The organism is Flavobacterium sp. B183 (assembly GCF_023539155.1).
In the GTDB taxonomy this organism is placed as follows: domain Bacteria; phylum Bacteroidota; class Bacteroidia; order Flavobacteriales; family Flavobacteriaceae; genus Flavobacterium; species Flavobacterium tructae.
In genome coordinates this window covers 4,380,228-4,407,109 of the sequence record NZ_CP097434.1, presented here as the reverse complement: position 1 = coordinate 4,407,109, position 26,882 = coordinate 4,380,228, and the positions used below count along the sequence as shown (strand labels likewise).

General features: G+C 37.2%; 10 protein-coding genes and 1 pseudogene. 7 read left to right on the top strand and 4 right to left on the bottom strand.

The window, feature by feature from the left end; all coding sequences use genetic code 11:
* Positions 1-784: 784 nt before the first annotated feature.
* The 6 genes and pseudogenes from M4I44_RS18235 to M4I44_RS22565 all read left to right on the top strand — a co-directional run bounded on the left by M4I44_RS18235 (position 785) and on the right by M4I44_RS22565 (position 20,746).
* On the top strand, positions 785-11,446 hold the full coding sequence (locus M4I44_RS18235; protein WP_249965668.1) for a choice-of-anchor L domain-containing protein: 10,662 nt from the start codon (positions 785-787) through the stop codon (positions 11,444-11,446).
* Between the two features lie 57 nt (positions 11,447-11,503).
* Entirely contained in the window at positions 11,504-12,412 is a 909-nt protein-coding gene (locus M4I44_RS18230) for a type IX secretion system membrane protein PorP/SprF (protein ID WP_035629060.1), read from the top strand.
* 2 nt (positions 12,413-12,414) lie between these two features.
* Positions 12,415-14,355: an OmpA family protein gene (locus M4I44_RS18225; RefSeq protein WP_035629056.1), complete on the top strand. Its 1,941-nt coding sequence runs from the start codon at positions 12,415-12,417 to the stop codon at positions 14,353-14,355.
* Between the two features lie 257 nt (positions 14,356-14,612).
* A pseudogene (locus M4I44_RS18220) lies at positions 14,613-15,277 on the top strand (IS6 family transposase).
* Positions 15,278-16,690: 1,413 nt separating this feature from the next.
* Complete coding sequence (locus M4I44_RS18215; protein WP_249965667.1) at positions 16,691-20,374, top strand: hypothetical protein; 3,684 nt, start codon at positions 16,691-16,693, stop codon at positions 20,372-20,374.
* A 90-nt stretch (positions 20,375-20,464) separates the two neighbouring features.
* On the top strand, positions 20,465-20,746 hold the full coding sequence (locus M4I44_RS22565; RefSeq protein WP_305881774.1) for a hypothetical protein: 282 nt from the start codon (positions 20,465-20,467) through the stop codon (positions 20,744-20,746).
* On the opposite strand, the gene M4I44_RS22560 is transcribed toward M4I44_RS22565, so the two are convergent.
* Complete coding sequence (locus M4I44_RS22560) at positions 20,715-21,080, bottom strand: hypothetical protein (RefSeq protein WP_305881773.1); 366 nt, start codon at positions 21,078-21,080, stop codon at positions 20,715-20,717. The two genes, M4I44_RS22565 and M4I44_RS22560, sit on opposite strands and share 32 nt — an antisense overlap.
* 269 nt (positions 21,081-21,349) lie before the next feature.
* Between M4I44_RS22560 and M4I44_RS18205 the strand changes: the two genes are divergently transcribed.
* The gene (locus M4I44_RS18205) at positions 21,350-21,715 is read left to right on the top strand and encodes a hypothetical protein (RefSeq protein WP_249965666.1); all 366 of its coding nucleotides are present in this window, start codon (positions 21,350-21,352) and stop codon (positions 21,713-21,715) included.
* A 581-nt stretch (positions 21,716-22,296) separates the two neighbouring features.
* Here the strand turns inward: M4I44_RS18205 and M4I44_RS18200 are convergent.
* The 3 genes from M4I44_RS18200 to M4I44_RS18190 all read right to left on the bottom strand — a co-directional run bounded on the left by M4I44_RS18200 (position 22,297) and on the right by M4I44_RS18190 (position 26,428).
* A complete protein-coding gene (locus M4I44_RS18200; protein ID WP_249965665.1) occupies positions 22,297-23,151 on the bottom strand; it encodes a tetratricopeptide repeat protein in 855 nt (284 codons plus the stop codon).
* Positions 23,152-23,378: 227 nt separating this feature from the next.
* Positions 23,379-24,149 (bottom strand): hypothetical protein, encoded by a 771-nt coding sequence (locus M4I44_RS18195; RefSeq protein ID WP_249965664.1) that lies wholly within the window; start codon positions 24,147-24,149, stop codon positions 23,379-23,381.
* Positions 24,137-26,428, bottom strand: a complete 2,292-nt coding sequence (locus M4I44_RS18190; RefSeq protein WP_249965663.1) for a Piwi domain-containing protein — start codon at positions 26,426-26,428, stop codon at positions 24,137-24,139. Before M4I44_RS18190 ends, M4I44_RS18195 begins: the two co-directional genes overlap by 13 nt.
* Positions 26,429-26,882 lie beyond the last annotated feature (454 nt).

The window sequence follows — 26,882 nt, the reverse complement described above, 5'->3', positions numbered from 1 at the left end:
TTTGCCGTAACTTGTTAATGACTTAACGAAAATGTTTAATCGTCTAAAAAAATAGATGATAATTTTGGTATTAGATAATAGATTTAACTCATCGATATGTATTCAGAAATATTTATTATAAAAGTATTTCAAATTGATCAGTACAAATAACTTTTTTAAAAAATAGTATACCTTATTTATTAAATTAATTTAAAGTTTTTAATTGCAAAATGCCAAAAGTTTAATCTCATTGTTTCTGTAGGTAAAAGTTTAATACTTATTTGCAACCAATAATATGAAGCAAATAATTTAGTACAAGTGGCTAAATTTTAACTATAAGTTTTAATATTTTTTTCATAACATTAAATATTATATAGTATTTAATTCGAATTTCAAATTAATAATCCTTGTGGTTATTGATGTCCGTGGATGATTAAAAAAAAAACTCTTTTTTTTTAAAAATTAGCAAGATTTTGCTTTTTATTTGTAAGTTTATGATGTTGTTTTTAGTTTTTTTTGTCGGAATTTTTCTTCGTTATAAAAACCAATTTATAATTTATCTCGTATTTTAATTTGATATCCAATTTTTAATTAAAATTTCTATAGTATGAATAATTTTACACTCATTAATTCTGTAATTAAAAGTTTATTATCGATTTTCTATTTTCTATTTAGCAAAGGACTATTGATTTTGAATAAGTTATTAAATTTTAATTCTTTTTCTTTTTTTATAAATGTTTTTTTTCTTTTTAATATATCATCTTCAATATATGCTCAAGCTACTATTGTAACAAATCCATCAAATTTGCAGATAAATACCGCTTTAAATGGGCCTGGAATAGTTATCGTTGGTGGAACATTGTCGGGAGCAGCAACTGCCGCAACATTGCGTGCAAATCAAGTTGCCACCTTTTCTAATGGTATTAGTGGCGCTGGTTTGCAGATACCGAGCGGTGTGTACTTTACTACAGGAAGTGCCCCTTTCGAATTAGCAAACAAAAATACTGCTGTCCAAAATAGTTTTAACCCTGCTGGAGCTACAACATTATCAGATCCCAATTTATCTTTAATTGATCCTACCGCAACACGTGACTTAGTATCGTATTCTTTTACAATAACTTTAGCACCGAATGTTTCGGGACTACTTTTTAGTTATCAATTTGGTTCAGAGGAGTTTCCAGATTATGTAGGTTCTAATTTTGATGATGCTTTTGGTTTTTTTGTTTCGGGGCCTGGTATTTCTGGAATTCAGAATTTCGCAACATTGCCAAATGGTAATGCCACATCAATAAATAAGGTAAATTCTGGTATTCCTGGATTTAGCTCACCGGCAACACCTGTCGCTGCATACGATGGTTCTCAATCTGCTTTGTATATCAATAATGGTCACATTACAACTACTACTGGAGGTAAATATAACCTGAATACAGCGCCTCAACCAGGACCTTTCCCAGTTTTTACAGAACATAATGGTTTAACAAAGTCGATAAAGAAATCCATTGCTGGCTTAACTCCTGGAGGAACTTATACTTTTAAAATTGTAATTGCTGACGCTGGTGATGCATCGTTGGATTCGGGTGTTTTTTTAGATATTATAGAGGGTATAATTTCTGCCGATCTCTCTGTTTCTAAAACTGTAAATAACCCAAGTCCAAATGTGGGAAGCAATGTTGTTTTTACACTCACAGCAGGCAATACTGGTCCTGGTAATGCACCAAATACCAAGGTTACTGATTTGTTACCAGCTGGTTACACTTTTGTGTCTGCTACACCAAGTGTTGGGACATACGATTCCTCGACAGGGGTTTGGGATATTGGTTTATTAAATATAGGCTCTTCCCCAACTTTGCAAATTACTGCTACGGTAAAAGCTGCAGGTCCTTATTTGAATAGTGCTTCTATAGCATCTCCAGATATTGCAGATCCTACCCCTGGAAATAATACCTCTAGTGTTACCCCAACCCCGGTTGCGCAGTCTAATGTTGGTATAACCAAAACCGCAAGTAGCGCTACGCCTAATGTTGGCAGTAATGTTACTTTTACTTTAACAGCAACCAATGCAGGTCCAAGCAACGCAACAGGAGTAAGTGTAACGGATATTTTACCTTCCGGTTATACTTTTGTAAGTGCCAGCACAGCTTCAGGAACCTATACAAGTGGAACTGGAATCTGGGCCATTGGTACTTTAGCCAATGGAGCGAATGCTACCTTATCTATCATTGCCACAGTCAATGCCTCAGGAACGTATACCAACAGTGCGAGTATAACTGCCAATGAAGCAGATCCTACCCCTGGAAATAATACCTCTAGTGTTACCCCAACCCCGGTTGCGCAGTCTAATGTTGGTATAACCAAAACCGCAAGTAGCGCTACGCCTAATGTTGGCAGTAATGTTACTTTTACTTTAACAGCAACCAATGCAGGTCCAAGCAACGCAACAGGAGTAAGTGTAACAGATATTTTACCTTCTGGCTATACTTTTGTAAGTGCCAGCACAGCTTCAGGAACCTATACAAGTGGAACAGGAATCTGGGCCATTGGTACTTTAGCCAATGGATCGAATGCTACCTTATCTATCATTGCCACAGTCAATGCCTCAGGAACGTATACCAACAGTGCGAGTATAACTGCCAATGAAGCAGATCCTACCCCTGGAAATAATACCTCTAGTGTTACCCCAACCCCGGTTGCGCAGTCTAATGTTGGTATAACCAAAACCGCAAGTAGCGCTACGCCTAATGTTGGCAGTAATGTTACTTTTACTTTAACAGCAACTAATGCAGGCCCAAGTGCTGCAACAGGAGTAAGTGTAACAGATATTTTACCTTCTGGCTATACTTTTGTAAGTGCCAGCACAGCTTCAGGAACCTATACAAGTGGAACTGGAATCTGGGCGATTGGTGCTTTAGCCAATGGAGCGAATGCTACCTTATCTATCATTGCCACAGTCAATGCCTCTGGAACGTATACCAACAGTGCGAGTATAGCTGCCAATGAAGCAGATCCTACTCCTGGAAATAATACCTCTAGTGTTACCCCAACCCCGGTTGCGCAGTCTAATGTTGGTATAACCAAAACCGCAAGTAGCGCTACGCCTAATGTTGGCAGTAATGTTACTTTTACTTTAACAGCAACCAATGCAGGTCCAAGCAACGCAACAGGAGTAAGTGTAACGGATATTTTACCTTCCGGTTATACTTTTGTAAGTGCCAGCACAGCTTCAGGAACCTATACAAGTGGAACTGGAATCTGGGCGATTGGTGCTTTAGCCAATGGAGCGAATGCTACCTTATATATCATTGCCACAGTCAATGCCTCTGGAACGTATACCAACAGTGCGAGTATAGCTGCCAATGAAGCAGATCCTACTCCTGGAAATAATACCTCTAGTGTTACCCCAACCCCGGTTGCACAGTCTAATGTTGGTATAACCAAAACCGCAAGTAGCGCTACGCCTAATGTTGGCAGTAATGTTACTTTTACTTTAACAGCAACCAATGCAGGTCCAAGCAACGCAACAGGAGTAAGTGTAACGGATATTTTACCTTCCGGTTATACTTTTGTAAGCGCCAGCACAGCTTCAGGAACCTATACAAGTGGAACTGGAATCTGGGCGATTGGTGCTTTAGCCAATGGAGCGAATGCTACCTTATCTATCATTGCCACAGTCAATGCCTCAGGAACGTATACCAACAGTGCGAGTATAACTGCCAATGAAGCAGATCCTACCCCTGGAAATAATACCTCTAGTGTTACCCCAACCCCGGTTGCACAGTCTAATGTTGGTATAACCAAAACCGCAAGTAGCGCTACGCCTAATGTTGGCAGTAATGTTACTTTTACTTTAACAGCAACCAATGCAGGTCCAAGCAACGCAACAGGAGTAAGTGTAACGGATATTTTACCTTCCGGTTATACTTTTGTAAGTGCCAGCACAGCTTCAGGAACCTATACAAGTGGAACTGGAATCTGGGCCATTGGTACTTTAGCCAATGGAGCGAATGCTACCTTATCTATCATTGCCACAGTCAATGCCTCAGGAACGTATACCAACAGTGCGAGTATAACTGCCAATGAAGCAGATCCTACCCCTGGAAATAATACCTCTAGTGTTACCCCAACCCCGGTTGCGCAGTCTAATGTTGGTATAACCAAAACCGCAAGTAGCGCTACGCCTAATGTTGGCAGTAATGTTACTTTTACTTTAACAGCAACCAATGCAGGTCCAAGCAACGCAACAGGAGTAAGTGTAACGGATATTTTACCTTCCGGTTATACTTTTGTAAGCGCCAGCACAGCTTCAGGAACCTATACAAGTGGAACAGGAATCTGGGCGATTGGTGCTTTAGCCAATGGATCGAATACTACCTTATCTATCATTGCCACAGTCAATGCCTCTGGAACGTATACCAACAGTGCGAGTATAGCTGCCAATGAAGCAGATCCTACCCCTGGAAATAATACCTCTAGTGTTACCCCAACCCCGGTTGCGCAGTCTAATGTTGGTATAACCAAAACCGCAAGTAGCGCTACGCCTAATGTTGGCAGTAATGTTACTTTTACTTTAACAGCAACCAATGCAGGTCCAAGCAACGCAACAGGAGTAAGTGTAACAGATATTTTACCTTCTGGCTATACTTTTGTAAGTGCCAGCACAGCTTCAGGAACCTATACAAGTGGAACAGGAATCTGGGCCATTGGTACTTTAGCCAATGGATCGAATGCTACCTTATCTATCATTGCCACAGTCAATGCCTCAGGAACGTATACCAACAGTGCGAGTATAACTGCCAATGAAGCAGATCCTACCCCTGGAAATAATACCTCTAGTGTTACCCCAACCCCGGTTGCACAGTCTAATGTTGGTATAACCAAAACCGCAAGTAGCGCTACGCCTAATGTTGGCAGTAATGTTACTTTTACTTTAACAGCAACCAATGCAGGTCCAAGCAACGCAACAGGAGTAAGTGTAACGGATATTTTACCTTCCGGTTATACTTTTGTAAGTGCCAGCACAGCTTCAGGAACCTATACAAGTGGAACTGGAATCTGGGCGATTGGTGCTTTAGCCAATGGAGCGAATGCTACCTTATCTATCATTGCCACAGTCAATGCCTCTGGAACGTATACCAACAGTGCGAGTATAGCTGCCAATGAAGCAGATCCTACTCCTGGAAATAATACCTCTAGTGTTACCCCAACCCCGGTTGCGCAGTCTAATGTTGGTATAACCAAAACCGCAAGTAGCGCTACGCCTAATGTTGGCAGTAATGTTACTTTTACTTTAACAGCAACCAATGCAGGTCCAAGCAACGCAACAGGAGTAAGTGTAACGGATATTTTACCTTCCGGTTATACTTTTGTAAGCGCCAGCACAGCTTCAGGAACCTATACAAGTGGAACAGGAATCTGGGCGATTGGTGCTTTAGCCAATGGATCGAATACTACCTTATCTATCATTGCCACAGTCAATGCCTCTGGAACGTATACCAACAGTGCGAGTATAGCTGCCAATGAAGCAGATCCTACCCCTGGAAATAATACCTCTAGTGTTACTCCAACACCTATAAATATAATTGTTGCGGTAACAGAAACGACCCCTTCGGTTAATGGATTACCAGGTGGCACCACCACGGCATTAACGAACAACGACACCTTAAATGGAAGCCCAGTAGTAGTAGGTACTGCAGCAGGGAATGTACAAATCACATCAAGTACGGTTCCAGTAGGATCAGGACTAGTAGTAAATGCAGATGGAACAGTAATAGTTCCGGCCAACACCCCATCTGGAAACTATTCAGTAAGCTATACGATTTGTGAAGTAAACAACCCATTGAATTGTAGTACTATTAGCTCTACGGTAGTAGTAAGTGCCCCGGCGATTGTTGCGGTAACAGAAACGACCCCTTCGGTTAATGGATTACCAGGTGGCACCACCACGGCATTAACGGGCAACGATACCTTAAATGGAAGCCCAGTAGTAGTAGGTACTGCAGCAGGGAATGTACAAATCACATCAAGTACGGTTCCAGTAGGATCAGGACTAGTAGTAAATGCAGATGGAACAGTAACAGTTCCGGCCAACACCCCATCTGGAAACTATTCAGTAAGCTATACGATTTGTGAAGTAAACAACCCATTGAATTGTAGTACTATTAGCTCTACGGTAGTAGTAAGTGCCCCGGCGATTGTTGCGGTAACAGAAACGACCCCTTCGGTTAATGGATTACCAGGTGGCACCACCACGGCATTAACGAACAACGACACCTTAAATGGAAGCCCAGTAGTAGTAGGTACTGCAGCAGGGAATGTACAAATCACATCAAGTACGGTTCCAGTAGGATCAGGACTAGTAGTAAATGCAGATGGAACAGTAACAGTTCCGGCCAACACCCCATCTGGAAACTATTCAGTAAGCTATACGATTTGTGAAGTAAACAACCCATTGAATTGTAGTACTATTAGCTCTACGGTAGTAGTAAGTGCCCCGGCGATTGTTGCGGTAACAGAAACGACCCCTTCGGTTAATGGATTACCAGGTGGCACCACCACGGCATTAACGGGCAACGATACCTTAAATGGAAGCCCAGTAGTAGTAGGTACTGCAGCAGGGAATGTACAAATCACATCAAGTACGGTTCCAGTAGGATCAGGACTAGTAGTAAATGCAGATGGAACAGTAACAGTTCCGGCCAACACCCCATCTGGAAACTATTCAGTAAGCTATACGATTTGTGAAGTAAACAACCCATTGAATTGTAGTACTATTAGCTCTACGGTAGTAGTAAGTGCCCCGGCGATTGTTGCGGTAACAGAAACGACCCCTTCGGTTAATGGATTACCAGGTGGCACCACCACGGCATTAACGGGCAACGATACCTTAAATGGAAGCCCAGTAGTAGTAGGTACTGCAGCAGGGAATGTACAAATCACATCAAGTACGGTTCCAGTAGGATCAGGACTAGTAGTAAATGCAGATGGAACAGTAACAGTTCCGGCCAACACCCCATCTGGAAACTATTCAGTAAGCTATACGATTTGTGAAGTAAACAACCCATTGAATTGTAGTACTATTAGCTCTACGGTAGTAGTAAGTGCCCCGGCGATTGTTGCGGTAACAGAAACGACCCCTTCGGTTAATGGATTACCAGGTGGCACCACCACGGCATTAACGGGCAACGATACCTTAAATGGAAGCCCAGTAGTAGTAGGTACTGCAGCAGGGAATGTACAAATCACATCAAGTACGGTTCCAGTAGGATCAGGACTAGTAGTAAATGCAGATGGAACAGTAACAGTTCCGGCCAACACCCCATCTGGAAACTATTCAGTAAGCTATACGATTTGTGAAGTAAACAACCCATTGAATTGTAGTACTATTAGCTCTACGGTAGTAGTAAGTGCCCCGGCGATTGTTGCGGTAACAGAAACGACCCCTTCGGTTAATGGATTACCAGGTGGCACCACCACGGCATTAACGAACAACGACACCTTAAATGGAAGCCCAGTAGTAGTAGGTACTGCAGCAGGGAATGTACAAATCACATCAAGTACGGTTCCAGTAGGATCAGGACTAGTAGTAAATGCAGATGGAACAGTAACAGTTCCGGCCAACACCCCATCTGGAAACTATTCAGTAAGCTATACGATTTGTGAAGTAAACAACCCATTGAATTGTAGTACTATTAGCTCTACGGTAGTAGTAAGTGCCCCGGCGATTGTTGCGGTAACAGAAACGACCCCTTCGGTTAATGGATTACCAGGTGGCACCACCACGGCATTAACGGGCAACGATACCTTAAATGGAAGCCCAGTAGTAGTAGGTACTGCAGCAGGGAATGTACAAATCACATCAAGTACGGTTCCAGTAGGATCAGGACTAGTAGTAAATGCAGATGGAACAGTAACAGTTCCGGCCAACACCCCATCTGGAAACTATTCAGTAAGCTATACGATTTGTGAAGTAAACAACCCATTGAATTGTAGTACTATTAGCTCTACGGTAGTAGTAAGTGCCCCGGCGATTGTTGCGGTAACAGAAACGACCCCTTCGGTTAATGGATTACCAGGTGGCACCACCACGGCATTAACGGGCAACGATACCTTAAATGGAAGCCCAGTAGTAGTAGGTACTGCAGCAGGGAATGTACAAATCACATCAAGTACGGTTCCAGTAGGATCAGGACTAGTAGTAAATGCAGATGGAACAGTAACAGTTCCGGCCAACACCCCATCTGGAAACTATTCAGTAAGCTATACGATTTGTGAAGTAAACAACCCATTGAATTGTAGTACTATTAGCTCTACGGTAGTAGTAAGTGCCCCGGCGATTGTTGCGGTAACAGAAACGACCCCTTCGGTTAATGGATTACCAGGTGGCACCACCACGGCATTAACGGGCAACGATACCTTAAATGGAAGCCCAGTAGTAGTAGGTACTGCAGCAGGGAATGTACAAATCACATCAAGTACGGTTCCAGTAGGATCAGGACTAGTAGTAAATGCAGATGGAACAGTAACAGTTCCGGCCAACACCCCATCTGGAAACTATTCAGTAAGCTATACGATTTGTGAAGTAAACAACCCATTGAATTGTAGTACTATTAGCTCTACGGTAGTAGTAAGTGCCCCGGCGATTGTTGCGGTAACAGAAACGACCCCTTCGGTTAATGGATTACCAGGTGGCACCACCACGGCATTAACGGACAACGACACCTTAAATGGAAGCCCAGTAGTAGTAGGTACTGCAGCAGGGAATGTACAAATCACATCAAGTACGGTTCCAGTAGGATCAGGACTAGTAGTAAATGCAGATGGAACAGTAACAGTTCCGGCCAACACCCCATCTGGAAACTATTCAGTAAGCTATACGATTTGTGAAGTAAACAACCCATTGAATTGTAGTACTATTAGCTCTACGGTAGTAGTAAGTGCCCCGGCGATTGTTGCGGTAACAGAAACGACCCCTTCGGTTAATGGATTACCAGGTGGCACCACCACGGCATTAACGGGCAACGATACCTTAAATGGAAGCCCAGTAGTAGTAGGTACTGCAGCAGGGAATGTACAAATCACATCAAGTACGGTTCCAGTAGGATCAGGACTAGTAGTAAATGCAGATGGAACAGTAACAGTTCCGGCCAACACCCCATCTGGAAACTATTCAGTAAGCTATACGATTTGTGAAGTAAACAACCCATTGAATTGTAGTACTATTAGCTCTACGGTAGTAGTAAGTGCCCCGGCGATTGTTGCGGTAACAGAAACGACCCCTTCGGTTAATGGATTACCAGGTGGCACCACCACGGCATTAACGGGCAACGATACCTTAAATGGAAGCCCAGTAGTAGTAGGTACTGCAGCAGGGAATGTACAAATCACATCAAGTACGGTTCCAGTAGGATCAGGACTAGTAGTAAATGCAGATGGAACAGTAACAGTTCCGGCCAACACCCCATCTGGAAACTATTCAGTAAGCTATACGATTTGTGAAGTAAACAACCCATTGAATTGTAGTACTATTAGCTCTACGGTAGTAGTAAGTGCCCCGGCGATTGTTGCGGTAACAGAAACGACCCCTTCGGTTAATGGATTACCAGGTGGCACCACCACGGCATTAACGAACAACGACACCTTAAATGGAAGCCCAGTAGTAGTAGGTACTGCAGCAGGGAATGTACAAATCACATCAAGTACGGTTCCAGTAGGATCAGGACTAGTAGTAAATGCAGATGGAACAGTAACAGTTCCGGCCAACACCCCATCTGGAAACTATTCAGTAAGCTATACGATTTGTGAAGTAAACAACCCATTGAATTGTAGTACTATTAGCTCTACGGTAGTAGTAAGTGCCCCGGCGATTGTTGCGGTAACAGAAACGACCCCTTCGGTTAATGGATTACCAGGTGGCACCACCACGGCATTAACGGGCAACGATACCTTAAATGGAAGCCCAGTAGTAGTAGGTACTGCAGCAGGGAATGTACAAATCACATCAAGTACGGTTCCAGTAGGATCAGGACTAGTAGTAAATGCAGATGGAACAGTAACAGTTCCGGCCAACACCCCATCTGGAAACTATTCAGTAAGCTATACGATTTGTGAAGTAAACAACCCATTGAATTGTAGTACTATTAGCTCTACGGTAGTAGTAAGTGCCCCGGCGATTGTTGCGGTAACAGAAACGACCCCTTCGGTTAATGGATTACCAGGTGGCACCACCACGGCATTAACGGGCAACGATACCTTAAATGGAAGCCCAGTAGTAGTAGGTACTGCAGCAGGGAATGTACAAATCACATCAAGTACGGTTCCAGTAGGATCAGGACTAGTAGTAAATGCAGATGGAACAGTAACAGTTCCGGCCAACACCCCATCTGGAAACTATTCAGTAAGCTATACGATTTGTGAAGTAAACAACCCATTGAATTGTAGTACTATTAGCTCTACGGTAGTAGTAAGTGCCCCGGCGATTGTTGCGGTAACAGAAACGACCCCTTCGGTTAATGGATTACCAGGTGGCACCACCACGGCATTAACGGGCAACGATACCTTAAATGGAAGCCCAGTAGTAGTAGGTACTGCAGCAGGGAATGTACAAATCACATCAAGTACGGTTCCAGTAGGATCAGGACTAGTAGTAAATGCAGATGGAACAGTAACAGTTCCGGCCAACACCCCATCTGGAAACTATTCAGTAAGCTATACGATTTGTGAAGTAAACAACCCATTGAATTGTAGTACTATTAGCTCTACGGTAGTAGTAAGTGCCCCGGCGATTGTTGAAGTTCCATCAATTGCCATAATTAAGACAGCGGTATTTAATGATGAAAATAGTAATGGGAATGCAGATGCTGGCGAAACTATAACTTATAACTTCAAGGTTACTAATACTGGAAATGTTCCTTTGTACAATATTACTGTTTTAGATCCATTAGCTGGTATTATTATGTCAGGAGGTCCAATAGATTTGAATGTAAATGATACGGATGAAGTTTCTTTTAGTGCTCAATATAGCATCACGCAAAATGATATTAATAATGGAAGTATTAGTAATCAGGCTAGTGTAATGGGTAGTACTCTAAGTGGAATTAAAGTTGAGGATAAGTCAGATAACATAAATAATCTAGGTGACAATCCAACAGTTTTATTATTAAGTGGTTGTGTAATCAAAATTTTTAATGCCGTTTCAATAAATGGTGATAGTATGAACGAAAGATTCTATATACAAGGAATAGAATGTTATCCTGACAACACAGTTCAAATTTATAATCGTTGGGGTGTATTGGTTTTTGAAAGAGATCATTACAATAATACCGATGTTGCCTTTAGAGGAATTTCAGAAGGACGTGTTACCATTAAAGAATCAAAAGGATTACCAGAGGGAACATATTATTATATCATAAAATATAAAGACCATCAATCTACTCCTCATCAGGAAGCGGGTTATCTGTACTTGACCAAATAATATTCTATGCTAATTAATTGGCTTGTTGAAGTTGAGCTGTAATTAAAAATGAAAAAAATGAAAAAGTTAATTTTAGTTTTACTGTTTTGTTCAACTGCGAGCTTTGCACAGCAGGATGCACAATTTACACAATATATGTACAATACCATTAATGTGAATCCTGCTTATGCGGGATCACGTGGAGTACTGAGTATTTTTGGTTTATATCGTACCCAATGGGTTGGGTTAGATGGCGCGCCGGAAACAAGTAGTTTTTCTGTAAATACACCAGTTGGTAATAACGTTGGGTTAGGAGTTTCATTAATCAATGATAAAATAGGTCCAACGAATGAGAATAACTTATCGGCAGATTTTTCGTATTCTATACCAACATCGGCTACAGCCAAATTATCTTTTGGCATAAAAGGATCAGCAAATTTATTCAAATTAGATCCAACTAAATTAACACCGGAAGATCAGGGAGATCCGCAATTTCAGGATTTTAAAAATAAATTCACGCCTAATATTGGAGCCGGAGTTTACTGGCATACAGATAAAGCTTATGTAGGTTTATCGGTTCCTAATTTCATTCAGACCAATCGTTATGATGATAATGATGTTGCGATTTACAAAGACAAAATCAACTATTATTTTATCGCAGGTTATGTATTTGAATTAGATCGTTATGAAACCGTAAAATTTAAACCGGCTATAATGACAAAAATGGTCGAAGGTTCACCATTGCAAGTAGATGCATCGGCTAACTTTATGTTCAACGATAAATTTGTAATTGGAGTGGCTTACAGATGGAGCGCTTCGGTAAGTGCACTGGCTGGTTTTCAAATCACAGATGGTTTGTATTTGGGTTATGCTTACGATCGTGAAACAACCAAATTAGTGAATTATAATTCAGGATCGCACGAGATATTCCTCCGTTTTGAATTCTTAAATAAATATGGACGTATAACTTCACCAAGATTTTTCTAATTATGAAAGTTAAAAATATAATTTATGCTGCTGTTTTGTCGTCTGTTTGTTTTAACGGAACGGCTCAAAAAACAGTTTTAAATAAAGCAGAGAAGGAGTACAATCAATATGCTTTTGTAGACGCTATCGCTATTTATGAAAAAGTAGCAGAAAGCGGATATAAGGATGAAAAAATGTTTCAGAGATTAGGAAACTCCTATTATTTTAATGCCGAATTACCGAAAGCTGCAAAGTGGTATGACGCCCTTTTTGCTTTTAACGAGCAACAAGAACCTGAATATTATTACAGATATGCTCAGACGTTGAAATCTGTGGGTGATTATGCCAAAGCAGATAAAATGCTTGAAATTTTTAATGCGAAAGTAAAAACTGATACAAGAGGCGTTTTATTCGAAAACAATAAAAATTATCTGGAGCAGATTAAAGCGAATTCAGGAAGATTTGATATTGCAAATGCCGGAATTAATTCGAAACAATCAGATTACGGAAGTACAATTTATAATAATAAATTAGTATTTGCTTCTGCTCGTGATACTGGAAGTGTTATTAAAAAAACATTTAAATGGACAAATAAATCGTTTACGAATTTATATGCTGCGGAATTAAAAGCGGATGGAACTTTAGATAATCCAATTCGGTTTGAGAAAAAAATCAATTCAAAATTCAATGAATCTTCTCCGGTTTTCACCAAAGATGGAAAGACAATGTATTTTACCCGAAACAATTTTTTAGGAGGTAAAAAAGGAAAAGACAATAAAAGAATTACATTATTAAAGTTGTACAAAGCCGAATTTGTAAATGATAAATGGGCAAATATTATTGAGTTGCCTTTTAATAGTGATCAATACAGTATTGCACATCCGGCTTTAAGTCTGGACGAAAAAAAGCTGTATTTTGCATCAGATATGCCGGGAACTTTAGGACAATCGGATTTGTTTAGTGTTGTTATTAATGAAGATGGAACATTCGGGAAACCGGAAAATTTAGGAACAGCAATTAATACCGAAGGAAGAGAAACATTCCCGTTTATATCCGGAGATAATGAACTTTATTTTTCAAGCGACGGACGTCCTGGATTAGGCGGACTTGATGTATTTGTGGCAAAAATCAAGGAAGATGCTACTTTTGATCTGGTACAAAATATTGGAGAACCCGTAAATACCAAGTTGGATGATTTTGCTTTTATAATTGACAGCAATACACGTAAAGGTTACTTCTCATCCAACAAAGAAGGCGGAATTGGAAATGATGATATCTATAAATTCACAGAAACAAAAAGACTGGATTGTGAAAAAAAATTATTTGGAATTGTTTCAGATTCTCAAACGAACGAAGCTTTAGCCGATGCAAAAGTAATTTTGCTTGACGATAAGTTTAAGGAAATTGCAACAATAATTTCGGATAAAAACGGAAGTTACAATTTTGATGTAAAATGCAATCAAACCTATTATGTAAGAGTTTCAAAACAAGATTATGAAACTAATGAAAGTTCGGTTACAATTCAGCCAACAAATGATAAACCTGAATTAGATATTAAATTAAATAAACAAATCAAGCAAATAGAAGTAGGGACAGATTTGGCTAAAACTTTAGATATTCCGATGATTTATTTTGATCTGGATAAATCATTTATTCGTCAGGAAGCTGCTTTTGAATTAGAGAAAGTACTTGCTGTAATGAAACAATATCCTGAAATGAAAATCGATGTTCGTTCTCATACAGACAGTAGACAGACTCAGGAATATAATATGAGATTGTCTAATAAAAGAGCAAAAGCAACAATCGAATGGTTTGTAAAACGAGGAATTGCCCCAACCAGAATATCAGGGAAAGGGTATGGCGAAAGTCAGTTAATCAATAAATGTTCAGATAATGTAGCTTGTACAGAAGATGAACATCAGTTAAACAGAAGAAGTGAATTTGTAATTGTTTCAATGCAATAAGAACTTACAAATCATTATCGATAAAAACACAGTCCTAAAAAGTGTGTAAGTTCTAAAAATAACGGGGTTTAACTTTTTAAATAAAGTTGAACCCCTTTTTCAAATATAGTTAAGAACTGATTGAGTATTAATTCCTAATTATGGATTAGAATAGCCCGTTTTTTGGTCAGTTCTATTCAAATAGACCTATATTTCTTAAAAGGGTTCTGTCGCATTTGGGAATAGCTTTTATCTTTGGAATTTTAAAACTAAAAAAAATGAATACCAAAGGTCAGAGCTATCCAAAATCTATTCTTCTTCGGGCAGTGTATTTTAAATTAAGATTTACCCTTACTTACAGGGATGTATAAGAGATCATGAAAATGCACGGAGTTCATGTTGATCATGCTACTATTCAACGCTGGGGCTATACGTTTACACCTTTCATCGAGTTAGAAATAAAGAAGAGAAAAGGCAGAGTGGGGACGAGCTGGAGATTGGATGAGACCTATATCAAAGTAAAAGGTATATGGTGTTATTTATATCGAGCGGTAGATAAATTGGGTAATACGGTTGACTTTCTTTTGACCAGAAAAAGACAAAGATAGGCGCTCAGTCTTTTCTAATTAAAGCAATTAATAATAATTGCCGGCCAAGAGTAATAAACATTGATAAAAGCGGTTCTAATACTGCAGCAATCAAAGTCTGTAACAAACGTTCATTCTCAAAGATTAAAATCCGGCAGTGTAAATATCTCAACAATATTGCCGAACAGGACCATCGATTTATAAAATGGCGCATACAAAACGGATTAGGCTTTAAAAGTTTTGAATCGGCTAGGCGAACATTGAGTGGAATTGAAGTTGTGCATATGCTTAGAAAGAATCAGATGGTTAGACCAGGGATATCTATGTTTAAATCATCCTGTAAACTAGCGGGTTAAATTTTAAATTACTTAAATTCTTATATCTGATTCTGACAGATGCGACAGAACCATTGTTGAAGGATTTCTTGATTTATGAAATGTAATAATCAAAAAATTTAAAAAAAGTCCTTTACAAAGAGTAAAGGACTTTCTGTTTAAATTCAAATCTTCCAAATTTAAATTTGTTTAGGGGACTAAACTAAAGTAAAAATAGATAAATTAAGCTTTAGTTGTTAGAAAAATATTTAAATAAAAAAGTTATTGTAAATACCATAAAATATTTATGATCATCCGTACTCATAATCTAAGTTTTTTAATTCGTTAACTAATCTGATATTTTCGTTTTTAGATTTTTAAGTAGATGTCAATTTATATAACAGTAGTAAAAAAAAGATATCGACTCCAAATGCCATGTACCATATTTTTGCCACAAAACTTATTACTAATTTTTTCAACATTTTTAGATATAGAATTCTATTCCTTGGTGTTGTGATCGCGAATCGAACCTGTTAAAATAAAAAAAACAACTAAAAAACAAGGAGCTTTTATAATATATTTAAATCTAAACTTTGCCAATAAATGATTCTCTAGTTTTAAAAAATAGCTTGTGCTACAATTTTACAACAGAGTAGGAAAATTAAATGAATTAAAAATTTTGGTAATAATTTTTGTTAGCAATATTTTAATAAAAGACCCGGTTGGGTAACATGGATGATAGTTAGTAGTAAATTCTATAAACCAATGGAATTATTATGTACTGACAAAAAATAAAAAGTAAAAAAGAAACAGTCTATATTTCATTTAGATAATTTAGTAATGTTTCGAACTTAAGGTTTCAAGTAGCTGTTTTATAGTGTTTTAAATTGTATCTTGAATCTAGGTGCACCGATTCTGCACCCAGAATCTAGTTGATCCATTTAAATATTTTATTATCCCAAATATCGTCCTCTAAAAGTTTCGAACCTAAACTTCTTAGACCTTGATTTTGCTGAGCTTCTAGTTTTCAAAAACTCCATGCGCCAGGATTCTACCACAAAACTTAGACTGGTGAAATATCTTTAAAAACCGCCTTAACTTTTTGTGGCAAAAAAGGTATCACTTCCATCTTTAATTGCTGTGATTTAGGAGCTATACTCATAGCGTTATTTTGATCGATGAATTATTAGAAGCGAATTTTTGAATACATAGAGATTTGCTGCAATAAAAAAAGAAGTTTCGGCTTTGAACCATAAAAGCATTTAAGAGTTTGACAATAAAGTTGTTATATTAATTCAGGCTAATTTCTTCTCCACTTTTTGTTAGAAATCCATGATTAAATCGTTATTTAAATTGGTAAGATGATTTTACATTACATGAATTCTTATATTTGACTGTGGCAGATGGGAGAGAACCATTGTTGGTCTTAATAATGAATTATATAAATAAGTAGAAATGAATTATAAGGTTTTCTTTGCATTCCAGATGGATGTAGAAGATAAATTCGGAAAAGGATTTATTCAATCTGCAATTGAGATTGCAATTGCCAAATTCAGGTCAGAAGGAACAAATGTATTATTAGATTTTGGTTTTAGAAAAACTCCTGGTACTCCATTGTTAATTGATGAAATGTTAAGGAAAAGTAATGAATCAGATATGGTTATTGTCGATTTAACATATACATCTGCAAAAGAATTTTTAGCTGCTGAAATAATTGGTGAAGATGCAGATTCTACTTCTATCAGAATACCAAAAGGAGATCGTAAACTTTCTCCAAACCCAAATGTTCTTTTAGAAACCGGCTATGCTTGGGCCAAAAAGGGAACTTACAGAACTTTAGCTGTAATGAATGAGGCATATGGAAGCCCTAGTGATTTGCCTGTTGATTTAAAAGGGTTTCGTTGGGGAATTACATATAATTTAAATGAATCAAATAATGAAAACAGAAAAGCTGTTAGAGCTGAGTTAGCTAAAGATTTTTATGATGCAATAAAAGCAGCAATTCATTCAGAGAGTGACTATCAAAGAGATAAATGGAAGCCACTAAGATTACACAAAGATTGGTCGCCGAAAGATTATCAGACAGTTTATTTACCAACTTCGAATATCAAAGAAAAAATTAAACAGCTTAGAATTGACTTAGAAAGAACAGATCGACCTCAAAGAATTGTCGGCCCTAAAAATTCTGGTAAAACAAGATTAGCATATGAGCTATATAGAGAAATTGACAGCTCACTTCCTAAAGTTGATAATTTAGAGAAGATTTTATATTATGATATTGATGGAAGTGATTATAGATCGATTGAAAACAAATTATTGGATCTTCAAACACTTAATCAGCGAAAAATTGTCATACTTGATAATTGTCCTTTAAAAATCTATAAAAAAGTTTTTAATGAATATTTCTATGATTCGCATATAAGCTTATTAACAATCAGTAATGATGAAGACGGTGAGGGAGCAAGCCATTTCGTTGATCAAGATTTTGCCAATGAAATAATTGAAAAAATATCAAATGAGAATGGGAATCCTAGAAATACAAACTTCATTATTGAGAATGCTAAAGGGAATTTAAGGAATGCGCTTGCTATGATTGGAAAAATACCAGAAGGGTCCGAGGGGTTTTCAACTGATTATAACGAAAAATGGAATCAGCTTTTAGGTGCAGATTTAGGTGAACCCGAAGTATTAAATCTGTTAGAGGAGCTTTCTCTTTTTACGCATGTGGGGTATTATGACAGTTTCCAGCCGCAGTCTGAATTTTTATTGTCTCAAACGGGGATTGCCACAAGGGAAGATCTCGAACTTATTATCAATAAGTTAGAAGAAATAGGTATTGTTAAAATTGCTGGAGACTTTATTGTTTTAGAGGTCTTTGTTGAAGAATTAGCTTTTAACAGACTTGAGAAATTGGCAAACGAAGATGTAGAACAGTTTTTTACAAAAATCACCGAAATTGGTTTGTCAAAACAATTCAGTAAAAGATTAATCGAGCTGAACAAATTAAAAGGAGCACATCATTTAATAGAAATTCTGTCAGTAGAAGGTGGCTTACTGACTAAATATGAATTTGTTAACTCCGATCAAGGTGCAAGAATAATAATGGGGCTTGCTGAATTGGAACCAGATAAAATTTTAAATGCTTTAGAATCATTTTTAAATACGAAATCAAACGAAGAACTTATAGAAATAAAGGAGGGCAGGCGTTATCTGGTTTGGGCATTGGAAAGATTAGTATTCAGAAAGCAAACTTTTAATGGTGCTGCAAAACTACTTTATAGATTGGCAGTAGCTGAAAATGAGAACATAGGGAATAATGCTAAATCGCAATTTATTCAATTGTTTCAATGTGTTTTACCGGCTACAGAAGCAACTTTAGATGATAGAATTGAACTTTTAAACGAATTAATTCAGAGTGAAAATGGCAGTTTTAATATAATTAATGCTGCATTAGATAGAGGTCTAATGGTGCATGGGTTTACCAGAATGGGAGGTGCTGACTTACAGGCTGGAGAAAAGCTGCAGGATTACAATCCTACTGGTGCGCAAATATTTAAGTATTGGGAAGATATAATTAATTATGTAATTCAGTTAGAAAGTTATGATGTATTAGTAAACAGACTCAATTCGCAGATATTTAGTGGAAACCAGAAAGCTATGGTGGATGCTGTTGAAAAAATGTTAGAGAAAAAATCTGAAATTGATAAAAATCTTCGCCAGCAGTTTGATTATATTTTAAGTGAAAAGAGAGAATTGCCTAAAGATATTTTTGACAAAATTCAAGAATTACTAAATAAGTACACCAAAAATACCATTCGTGAGAAATTGGAATTTATGGTAGCACTCGCTCCTTATTCTACCTTTAAAGGCAAGGATGGGAATATTATTAATCGATCGGAAGTAAAGGCTAATGAATTTGCTAATGAATTTGCTGATTTAAAGGACAAAAGCTGGATGAATGACTTGGATGTCCTTCTTCAAGACGAACAGCGTTTAACTTTTGGTTTTGCAAAAAACTTAGCAAATAATAATCCGGATTACAGTGAATTAATTGAAACTGCAATTCAGAAATTAGAGCAGATTCCTTTTGAAAAACAGAATATTAGTTTTATTGAAGGATACTTGGCGGGGATTTTAAATCAAGATTTCATAAGAGATACAATTAGCAGGTTTTTAAAAAATGATAAAGTAAATTATCATAGCATTAAATTGACAAGATATCTACTCTTGGAAATTAATGACCTGGAAATTCTATATCCATTAATCGAGAAAAATCCAAACTATGCAATATCACTTCAATATTTAAGTATAAAAACTTTATCAGAAGATGAAATTATAAATTTCATTGAATGGTTAAAAAATATCGAACCGTATGGCTGGTGGGTAGCTATTGATTTATGTGAATTTAATTTTAAAAAAGAATTGGATCTTACGGATAAAGTTTTAAACCTTTTTACACAATTGCTTCAAAGGGAAGGTATTTTAAAAGGAGAAGGAACATACAATGCATTCTCAATGCGTCAATATGTTGAGCTTTTAAGAAAACTAGAAGCAAAAGGTTTAGATGATTCGACAGTTCAATTTCTTGCTAATGAAGTTATAAGTGCAACAAAAGAATTATCCTTAAAACATGAAAATAGCATAGAAGATATTTTAGAAATTATTCTCAAGGATTATTGGAATATTTCATGGCCTATTATTGCGCTTGAAATGCAGCGAAATGACTTTTATGGTTGGTACAATCTTAAAAAGTTATTAAAGGCATATCATAATTTTGAGGAAAGCAAATTACTTGATTGGATGGATCAATATCCATTTGAATCACCGCAAAAAATTATCCAATTCATACAATTTTCCGTCAAAAATCAAGACGAAGAAGTTTGGTCAGCACTTGCAATGGAAATGTTCAATAGATTTGCCGAAAATGACGTTTTTTTACAGAACCTAAGTAGTGTGCTTCACAGCTATTTTTGGTCAGGATCACTAGTTCCTTTATTCGAATCTAGAATAAATTTATTGCAGCAGCTTTTAAATCATCCACAAGTTAAAATTCAAGAATTCGCTAAAGAAAATATAATTGATTTTGAAGAAAAGATCGAAAGAGAAAAACGTAAGGATGAAAATTACGGATTAGAATAAAAAATAATATTAGTACCGTTTTATATGGAATCCGGCCACTGCTCTGCCGCAGTTTTTTAAGTCTCTCTGCCTGCCTATCTCAATGATGCGATGGACCAATTGGAAGGGCAGATTGCCTTGGCGAAAATCGCCATGGCACGGCTTTCTTTCCCACAGTTCTATTATGTGCTCTCAGGAAATGATTTTATGCTCGATATCAATAATCCCGATGAGCCGAAGATTGTCTGCATGGGAAACAATCCGCAGAAGATCCAGATTTACGGAGCCGTTTTATCGCTGTATGTCAACCGTTTGATCAAGCTGGTCAACAAAAAAGGGAAGCTAAAATCAAGCCTCATTTTTAATGAGTTCCCGAGCGTTTTTGGAAGATAGTGCAGGACAGGGAAAGTGTTTCAATCAACAGCGAAGACACATCGGTCAGCCGTTCCAGACAGCTTGAATCTGCCGTTCTCGCATCGAAGATTTCGTACTTGAGTTCGGGGGAATTTGTCGGCATGACACCGATAATCCAGACTGTAAGATAGAGCTTAAGACCTTCCATTCCGAGATAATAAATGACCATGAAGCGCTGCGCAGAGAAGAGGAAAGTTACGTTGAAATACTTGCTGTTCGCAAACTCGATGATGCGATGATCCAGCAGAATTTCGCACAGATCAGAAGCGATGTGCAGGAAATCATCTATACCGAGATGGAAAGGCTGCTGCATGATCCGGCGCTGAAGCATCTGGTGTTGAAGAAGAAGAAAATGTGATAGTTTTGGATTGGTTTATAAAGGATTTACTTCAGAATATTTTTATGATAATTTTGAACAAGGGTTTGGAAGCTGATCCGGTCTATGTGTTTACAGAAAAGATTCACTTTCTTTAATGGATTTATTTGAAGCATAATATGGTTTTCCGTAAAAAAGATTCATTCCAAAGATTGATATTTGAAAAAAGTAAATTTTATCTTTTTTAAACCATTAAAAACAAAATTATGAATGCAAAAATCAGAAAAATTATTGACAACGGTCACAATGATGAAAGAATTCTAATTGATATTTTGGCTGATACTGACATTGGGAAATTCCTGGTTCTGGACACTACTTACACCAGTTCAGGAGAAGTTTCTAATAAGGTACGTCATCCCTATTGGTTTCCGGACAAAGTTGTGAAAAAAGGAGATTTGGTAGTTTTATACACAAAAAAAGGGAAAATTAGTAATACAGAAAATAAAGATGGGACAACTAATCATTTTTTCTATTGGGGTTTAGATAGTAATGTGTGGAATAATGATGGTGATTGTGCATTGCTTTTGCATGTTGATGACTGGCAGTCACACAAAGTTAGCATTAGCAAATAAATATACGCAATAGATAGTGTTTCAAAGTTATATGAGATTTTTAATTTTTAATGTAGTGAATCATACATAATAGAAGAAAAAAACATTAGAGATGAGTGATGATTGCTCATCTCTTTTTGTATTAAAATTATTCTACTCTTAGTTAGTTTTCTTTACCTTTTTTTTAGATTTTTTTAATTGTGGTTTTGGCCAGTGACGTGGATGAGAGACTTAGAAGGATCGTTTTTTTAATGGATAAGACGATTTGTTCTTTTATTCTTATCGATTTAGTTTTGTCTGCGCTGACAACCTAAATATGATTTCCGTGTTGCATCGATATTTAGAACTAATTTTCGAGTGACAGCAGAATTATATATCGAGAAACCATTTTGATTAAAAATCGCATAAATCCGTTGTAATAACTTTGTAATCAGCGTCTATATGGAATGTTTTTGGGAGGTTGCCATTCCATTTCAAAACTTGATAAGCTGCTTTATATAAGAATATGTTCATTTGAGATAAATCTTCTGTTTTACATTCAAAGGAATCAGTTGTAAGGTTTTAGATAATTTGTGTATGTGTCCAACGTTTTTAAAGGATCATTATCGAATATCTGATTTTTGGACAGTTTTGAAATAGCTTATAATCTTCCTATTTTGATAAAGCTCTTTATTTCTCTCCCAATACTCATATGCTTCCTGAACTGACCGTGTCGGGCTGCCGGCATCAAAGTTGGGTTCACCCGAAATCCTGTAAGGAAGCGGCTTTACATGTTTGGTTCTGGTTACTTCATCGATAAAGAAAGTATTGGTCTGGACAGCTTCCTCTAAATGCTGATCCGCCAGCTTCAAATTATCATTCAGGATATGTACTGCAACTATGCCAAATTTAAATTCTATCGTAAAATCATCTGGATATTGATTTAGTAGATCTTCAGCCTGTTTGTAATCTTTTAACGCAAATAAGGTCTCCAGCAGGAGATATCTGATGCCCTGATGATCTTCGGGATTCAGAGCTAAATTTAACCTGTAGATTTCAACAGCTTCGGAATATTTTGTATGATATTGCAGCTCAACTCCCCAATTTTGGCATGCCCTTAAAAAAGGTCTGTTATCAGACATAGGCCATATCAGTTGGTCTTCTTTTAGGTTAAATGCTTTTGGCAGGCATCCGATCCCCACATTAAATGCCTTCTCAGCAGTCAGAAGACTTTCAAAGGTTTTTTCCTGACTACGATATGCAATGCTGAGATGAACATAAGCATCAATATAATAGGGATGCTCTAAAACCAGTTTTTTCAGCATTTTTTCCGCAATCAGGTTACTATCATCCAGAAATTCGACAGCTTCCCAAAATTCATCACTGACTCTTTCATCAATAATGGACAGGGGATATACAAATTCCCAGGTATTGCCATACTGTCTCTGTACTATTGGTTTTTCAGATGTATTGCTCATAGTTATGTGTTTTTTTATCTTGGTTTTTGTTTTTAAAAGACCAAAAAGCTGCTATTGTTAAACCGTTTCAATTTAAATAATTCCAGTACTGTTAGTGTTAAGTACAATCAATTACGATTGTTTAAGCATTTCTTTGGGATAACCTAATAACCTCATTGTAAATTCTTGCGATTTTCGTTTGATGAAACTTAATTGATTACTTAATACAGTGATGCCGGATGCTCCAATTAACGTAAATACATAGCCATAATCATTAATTTTTTAACAAATTCAGGAGAATAAACAGGAAGTTTTAGTAACCCATAAACCGCGAATGAAAAAAGACTTGCTTGTAATAACCAGGATAAGATTTTTGTTCTGCGAATGAAACTGTCATTAAATTTTTTAAGCAGATGCATTTCACTTCCATCAGGCCCTTCTTTCAATTCAATAATTAGTTCATATGCCCTTAGCGCAGACAAGATTTGGAAATCATTTCTATTTTCAAACAGTACCGTATTGTCCATTATGCTTTTAAAAGTGTTGTTAAGAAGATGGTTATTAATGAATGATTGATCATACAGGTTTAAATAAACTAAGACAACTTCCATTTGATTGCTTGTACTGGAGTAATTTTTATTTAGAATATTTTCAAGCGTAATAGTTATAATGTTTCTGCTGCGTATGGAGAGAATATTTTTTATCCAGTTAGTATCAAAACCAAATTTTTGGATACCAATAATTAATATTAAAATCATATAATCGTCATTTACAAAGGGAGCTGGTGAATCCCTGCTGGGATTACTCTTGCTTTTTAACGAGTAAATCTGCTCAAAAGCGGTCTTGTTATTTGTTTGGATTGCTGCAATCATTTTCACAAACTGCTTGTCGGAATCACTAACTTCTGAATTAAGATTCAAATTAAGGGCAGAACCGCTTAAAAATTGGTCAAATGCGACAAGTTTTGCACTGCTTTTTATCCTGTCCTTGTAGGTGATTCTGTTGTCTATAGAAACCATTTTTTTCGTTTTAATCCATATTTTAGTGTATCAGGATCCCAGCCCTGAACGTTTCTCATTTTCCCCAAAAGTCTTGAAATCAGATTTGAATATTTCATTGTAGCCGGTTCTTCACCAGGCAGAAAACTTCTCCATGACAAATAAGTAAAGGAAAAAATCTGCTGTGTTATGTAGGTCAAATCATAGAATAACATATCATTTATCTCCGTATTATTATAGTTGCCCTGAGGCGTGAGAATTTTAATCTGGATTGGTTTGCTCATTCCGTGTTTAGACGTTTTTAATTCGCTTGCGCCCAACATTTGTACAATGCAGGTTTCCGAATCAAGGAAAACGTTGCTTCCCCGCACCGGTATGTATTCGCCTTTTTTGACAGTTGATCCATAGGAACCAATTCCTGGCTGATTGATGTCAAATAATGTGGTCGGATGTATATTACCAATAGTAACAAAAGCAAATTTTATTCTGTATTGTGAAATGTCTTTTATGAGCTGGGTAATCACATCAAATTCTGTATTTTTAATTGGCTTGAAAATGTGAAATATTAGGCGCACAGTCTCATCGTCATTCCAGCCTTGTTCAGATGAAAGCCTATGTATGGATTGTTTAAGACTTTTTAGGAGTTCATCAAAATAATTTTCATATGATACGTCTTTAACCTTATCTCCAAGGAGGTATTGTCCGTCACTGGAAAGAAATGTTGTAATTCCGACTACGCGGTTGGATTCTGATCCAGTATATTGATTTTTTCTAAGCCAGCTGTGACCGATACCGATTACCAGTTCGCGATCCACAGAACGCTGCGTCGGCAGGACCCACGGAGTTCCTCCCAGTTTTGCATAAATTTGTAAAGCTATCGAGTTAAGGATGTACTCATTGTAATTATTGATAATCCTGGTCGTAATAAATTGAACTGGTATCTCAAGAGCTAAAAGTTTTGCTTTTATTTGATAGTAGGGGTTGGTCTGATCACTATATTGTTTAAAATTTTCGGGTATTTCAATGATGGCTAAATGTGGTTTGCTATCGTCATCGTCAGTTATTGCTTTCAAGTACTGTTCTAAGGTATTGCTGTGGATTTCTTTAATATTAAACGATACACTATGCAGGTCGTACTTTTTTTGCAACCCTTTTTGGAAATACCTTGACTGTGGCAAGCCATCCCTTAGGTTAGATAGAAATTGCGTAAAATTTCCTCTAATTGTTTTGTTGCATACGCACAAAACATTGGGAGATTTGATATCAAAGATGTTACTGTCATAAGGGCCGAAATTGTTAAGGCCGTTATCAGGAAAGGAATTTGTTGTTTTTGTTGCGGCAGGATCAAAAATGAAAGTAGGTGGCTTGATTTCAATGCTGTTGTAAACTGTTAATGGACTCGATTTAACTGTAAAACAGAAACCATCCTTGTTTTGAAACAGTACCGGGTTGCCATTCTCAGTAAAAAGCGCTTTTGCTATACTGTTAATTTCACTATATAGCTTCTTTGTATCATAAATATCAGATCTTTTATTCTCTATGAGCCTTAATATTTCATCACTTTTTTCCTGAGAGATTGCAAATGCAAGATAATTTCCTATGCTACGTTTGGTTTTACGGATAAAAAGTTCGCCCAAATCATATTCTTTTTCGCCCTCATTGGTATTAATTTTTGCTTTTGTTCCACTTATAGAAAGAATCTCCCCTATGAAGTCCTCGTTGGGTGCCAGGATATTTGTAAGTCCCGGCAAAGTTTCCGCGTGTAACACCTCAGCACCGATCAAGTTATAATTTTCGGAATGCAGCTCTGCACAGGTTTTATCAAAAATCCAATTGCGTTTAATGTTGATTAAAAATCCAAATTGCTTTTTGTTTTCTATTTCCGTTAGACGAAGCTGCACTTCAATTAGTTTTTTATAGCCTATACGGTTCTTCAGATTGTCCGGGAGGAAATCAAAGATGATATCGTCTCGTTGCTGTCCAGAGAAAAAACGGAACGGATAAAAATCAACAGGCGTGTGCTGCTGGAAGCGCTCCTTGAAAGTGCGGAAGAACAAATGTTTAATGAGCGATGCTGTAATTTGGGAATTGCCAAATATGCTGCGTTCAGCTAAACTACCAATTGCAGTGCCGGTATTGTCGTCTTTATTGGATATGTAAATTAGATCGCCGTTCCTAAAAAAAGAGTGCGTATTATTATGTAAAGCCCGTAATTCGCCAAGGCGCTCATGACTGTAGGGTTCAGCATTGAGCTGGTATTTTTCGAATTCAAATTCTATTGGAAAGTAATTTAGCTGCATAAGGTGTGGTTAATTATTAATCTTCTAACAGCTTACTAGTGAGTAAAACGGCCATTTAGCTTGACGCAAATTAAGATTAAGTTTGGTTATGTATAGATAAGTAAATTTTGTCAGTAATTTATATAATTTATTTGTAACTGCTTTAGTTTTTGCAAAGTTTTATTTGATCTCTTCCGTACTATATAAGTAGGTTTTTTCATATAGAGTTTATTGTGGCAATGGGCGGTCCCAATGCCTGCTGTTATTTATGATATCTGCTTCTTCCGGAATGACAAGAAAATTTTTAGGCAGAGGGGTTATTGGTACAACATAGGAAGAGGCGACATCAACAGACTCATCAAATATCCATTCTTGATTACTTCTGGAATAAGACTGAAAAAAATGAGTAAAGAGCCAGCTTAATCTGGTTTTTTCCGGATTTATGCTTTCAATTGTCTTAACTATTTTTTTTAAT

What these genes read in the sequence shown, in the direction of transcription:
- M4I44_RS18225 (WP_035629056.1), top strand. Translation starts at nt 12,415, where the DNA reads ATGAAAGTTAAAAATATAATTTATGCTGCTGTTTTGTCGTCTGTTTGT.
- M4I44_RS18230 (WP_035629060.1), top strand. Translation starts at nt 11,504, where the DNA reads ATGAAAAAGTTAATTTTAGTTTTACTGTTTTGTTCAACTGCGAGCTTT.
- M4I44_RS18215 (WP_249965667.1), top strand. Translation starts at nt 16,691, where the DNA reads ATGAATTATAAGGTTTTCTTTGCATTCCAGATGGATGTAGAAGATAAA.
- M4I44_RS18190 (WP_249965663.1), bottom strand. Translation starts at nt 26,428, where the DNA reads ATGCAGCTAAATTACTTTCCAATAGAATTTGAATTCGAAAAATACCAG.
- M4I44_RS18200 (WP_249965665.1), bottom strand. Translation starts at nt 23,151, where the DNA reads ATGAGCAATACATCTGAAAAACCAATAGTACAGAGACAGTATGGCAAT.
- M4I44_RS18205 (WP_249965666.1), top strand. Translation starts at nt 21,350, where the DNA reads ATGAATGCAAAAATCAGAAAAATTATTGACAACGGTCACAATGATGAA.
- M4I44_RS22560 (WP_305881773.1), bottom strand. Translation starts at nt 21,080, where the DNA reads ATGCAGCAGCCTTTCCATCTCGGTATAGATGATTTCCTGCACATCGCT.
- M4I44_RS22565 (WP_305881774.1), top strand. Translation starts at nt 20,465, where the DNA reads ATGGACCAATTGGAAGGGCAGATTGCCTTGGCGAAAATCGCCATGGCA.
- M4I44_RS18195 (WP_249965664.1), bottom strand. Translation starts at nt 24,149, where the DNA reads ATGGTTTCTATAGACAACAGAATCACCTACAAGGACAGGATAAAAAGC.